A 3186-nucleotide genomic window follows, 5' to 3' on the forward strand; every position below is an offset into this window, starting at 1 on the left:
GACGATCGCCGCGCCGTGTGACGGCGGCACGCCGGGGCGCGAGCGGTGACGAAATGGCTGCTGCTCGAGTGTTTCTCCGGTTCTCCCGGGCGAGTTGTCGCCGTCGGGTCCACGCCGAAGTCGTTCGTGCCGCTGACCAGCATCGTGCGCAATCCGCTGTCGCTGGCCGACGCGCAGGCGGCGCTGCGGCAGTCCTGCGCCACCGGTGCCCCGGTCGCGCGGGTCTCCGACGACGGTCGGCGCACGGTGCGGGCCGAGCCGCTGCTCATCGCGCCGGGGCGGGCGCATGCCGTACGGCTGTGGGTGAGCCCGGCGCAGGAGCCGGTCGCCGCCGCGGACCCGATGGGCGCGTGGTACTTCGACCTCACGACCAACCGCTCGGTGCGCAGTGACGACCTGCTGGACCTGTACGGCGTCGCGCCGCGGGACCGCGCTGCCGAGCTGGCCATCGCCGGCGCCTTCACCCGGCTGGTCACCAACCGGGACGAGAGCGAGGCGCTGGCCAAGATCGTCAACTCGGCGCCGGGCACCGAGCACCAGGCGGTCTGGACCATCCGGCGCGACGACGACGCGCTGCGGGCCGGTCATTTCGCGTGCCGGATCGTCGCCGAGCCGGACGACTCGGGTGTGCGGCACGTGCTGCTGCGCGGCGTGACCCAGGACATCGGCGCGGCCACCGCGGTCTCCGCCGCCCCGCCGCCGACGATCCTGGAGTACACCGTGCTGGAAGCCGCCACCGAGCCGGGCGAATACCGCGCGATCGTCAATCTGCGGTCGCTACGGCTGATCCGGTGGATGGGCGCGCCCATGCCGGACATCGCCTGGGAGGATCTTCCCGGGCAGCCGAGACCGCAGATCCATCCGGACGATCTGGCCGTCGCGCGGACCATGTCGCGCGAGCTGGCGCGGCATCGCACCGAGGGCACGGTGCGACTGCGCCGCCTCGACGGTGGTTGGCAACGGGTACGGGTACGGGCCGCGTTGATGGCGCTGGATCAGCACACCACGGCCGGACTCGCCACGGTCACCGCGGCATCGTGAACCGCGGTGACCGTGGCGTGGAATTCACTGGCGCGGCAGATCCAGCTCGGCCATTTCCTTCTCGATCGCATTCGCGGCGAAATCCACACCGCGCGCACGTAACTCATGGACCCGTCGCTGGAGTGCCTCGACTCCGCCGGGTTGGGCCGCGATGTCGGCGACGCTGATCCGGCCCATGGGCCGATGCACGCCCGACTGCACGTACGACACCGTGATACCTCCTGCCTGCACGCTCACCCACCCACCGACCCGGGTGGGTTCCCCACTGCGCTACAAGTCGCACGACGACCGTGTCGACAGGAGAGCCCGGGTCGCCGGGCACGCTGGCTGAATGCTATCAGCGATTCGTGCTGGACCCTTGATCAGTGTGTCTCGTTTCACATCGCATTTCCCGTGCGATGTCGAGCTGTATTTGCTAGGTAGACAGTCGCATTCAGGCGAATGCGATCTTGTTCCTCGGCGCGGAGCTCCCGGCGCACCTTGCCGGGCACGCCCGCCACGAGGGATCCGGGCGGGATCCGCGCGCCTTCGGGGATCAGCGCGTTGGCCGCGATCAGGCTGCCCGCTCCGACGACAGCCCCGTTGAGGATGGTGGCCCCCATGCCGACCAGCACGTCGTCGCCGACCGTGCACCCGTGCAGGATCGCGTTGTGACCGACCGAGACTCCGGCGCCGACGGTGAGCGGGAAGCCCGGGTCGGCGTGCAGCACGCAGCCGTCCTGGATATTGCTGCGTGCGCCGACCTCGATCGTCTCCAGGTCACCGCGCAGCACCGCGCTGTACCAGACGCTGACCTCCGCGCCGAGCCGCACCCGGCCGATCACGGTGGCGTTCGGCGCGATCCACGCGCTCTCCTCGATCTCCGGCGCATGTTCGCCCAGCTGAATCCGCATGCTCATGAACATAACGGGCGTGACCGGGTGGGCGTCCGCTCCCCGCGCCGGGCCGTGATCCCGGCGGCGCGAACGAGCACCCGGGGAGGGAGTTCAGCCGCGACCCTGGAAGCTGGTGCGATGGGCGGCGGGGCTGGTGCCGAGGATGCGGTGGAAGTGATGACGCAGGCTCACCGCCGTGCCGAAGCCGGTGTCGGCGGCGATGCGTTCCACGCTGTCGGTGGTGGATTCCAGCAGCAGTCGCGCCCGGTCGGCGCGCTGCGACAGCAGCCACTGCTGCGGACTGCTGCCGGTGCGGTCGCGGAAGCGGCGGGTGAAGGTGCGCCGCGACATGAGCGCGACCCGCGCCCAGCCGTCCAGGTCGATCGGGTCGCCGAGATGTGCCCGCGCCCAGACCATGGCGCGCTCGATCGGATCGTCCTCGGTGGCGTCGGGGACCGCGACCGGGATGTACTGCGCCTGGGAGCCGCTGCGGTGCGGTGCGGTGACCAGCGCCCTGGCCAGTTCGGTGGCGGCTTTGCTGCCCAGATCGCCGCGTACCAGGTGCAGGCAGCAGTCCAGCGCCGCGGCCACGCCGGCCGAGGTCACCACGTCGCCCAGGTCCGACCACAGCGTGTCGGCGCGGACGCGGACCGCGGGAAACGCGCGGGCCAGTTCGGCGGCGGCGGCCCAGTGCGTGGTGACTTCGCGTCCGTCGGCCAGCCCGCTGGCGGCCACCGCCCAGGAACCGAGGCACAGCCCGACGATCCTCGCACCGCCCGCGTGGGCGGCGTGCAAGGCGGCGCGCAGATCGTCCGACAGCGGCGTGCCGTCTCGCCAGCTCGGAATCACGACCGTGCCGGCGCGGGTCAGCGTATCGAGGCCGTGCCGGACATTGATGTCGAATCCGGCAGCCGTGGCGAAGCTTCCGGGTTGCTCGGCGCACACGTCGACTCGATACGGCGCGGACCCGCCCACCCCTACCCGCCCGAAAACCAGGCTGGGTACCGACAGATGGAATGGACTGATCCCGTCATAGGCGAAGACGGCTACGGTGCGCATGGCCCGATCTTAACGATAGGCGGCTCACGGGCCACTGTCGGTCGATGGGCGAGCCGGACAAGATCGACGGCATGAGCGACACGATCGAACGCACCACCCTGGAAGTCCTGCATGTCGGCGGCCCGACGCTGCGGTTGCGCTACGCCGGCCGCACGTGGCTGACCGATCCCACCTTCGACGCGCCCGGCGAATACCCGGGGCCCGTCACGCT

General features: G+C 70.9%; 4 protein-coding genes. 1 reads left to right on the forward strand and 3 read right to left on the reverse strand.

All coding sequences use genetic code 11. The features are described 5' to 3' along the window. Nucleotides 1-45 precede the first annotated feature (45 nt). Entirely contained in the window at nt 46-1041 is a 996-nt protein-coding gene (locus tag ON27_RS08765) for a GAF domain-containing protein (protein WP_043722271.1), read from the forward strand. A 24-nt stretch (nt 1042-1065) separates the two neighbouring features. On the opposite strand, the gene ON27_RS08770 is transcribed toward ON27_RS08765, so the two are convergent. The 3 genes from ON27_RS08770 to ON27_RS08780 form a co-directional block, all read right to left on the reverse strand. After that, nucleotides 1066-1278, reverse strand: coding sequence for a hypothetical protein (locus ON27_RS08770; RefSeq protein ID WP_245559872.1), 213 nt, complete (start codon nt 1276-1278; stop codon nt 1066-1068). 140 nt (nt 1279-1418) lie between these two features. Continuing rightward, a complete protein-coding gene (locus ON27_RS08775; protein ID WP_043722279.1) occupies nt 1419-1934 on the reverse strand; it encodes a gamma carbonic anhydrase family protein in 516 nt (171 codons plus the stop codon). 93 nt (nt 1935-2027) lie between these two features. Beyond that, complete coding sequence (locus ON27_RS08780; RefSeq protein WP_043722276.1) at nt 2028-2975, reverse strand: GlxA family transcriptional regulator; 948 nt, start codon at nt 2973-2975, stop codon at nt 2028-2030. Nucleotides 2976-3186: the final 211 nt, after the last annotated feature.

This window comes from Nocardia asiatica NBRC 100129, from assembly GCF_000308415.1.
In the GTDB taxonomy this organism is placed as follows: domain Bacteria; phylum Actinomycetota; class Actinomycetes; order Mycobacteriales; family Mycobacteriaceae; genus Nocardia; species Nocardia asiatica.

Coding starts and splice junctions, on each gene's coding strand:
- ON27_RS08775 (WP_043722279.1), bottom strand. CDS start 1,934: ATGCGGATTCAGCTGGGCGAACATGCGCCGGAGATCGAGGAGAGCGCG.
- ON27_RS08780 (WP_043722276.1), bottom strand. CDS start 2,975: ATGCGCACCGTAGCCGTCTTCGCCTATGACGGGATCAGTCCATTCCAT.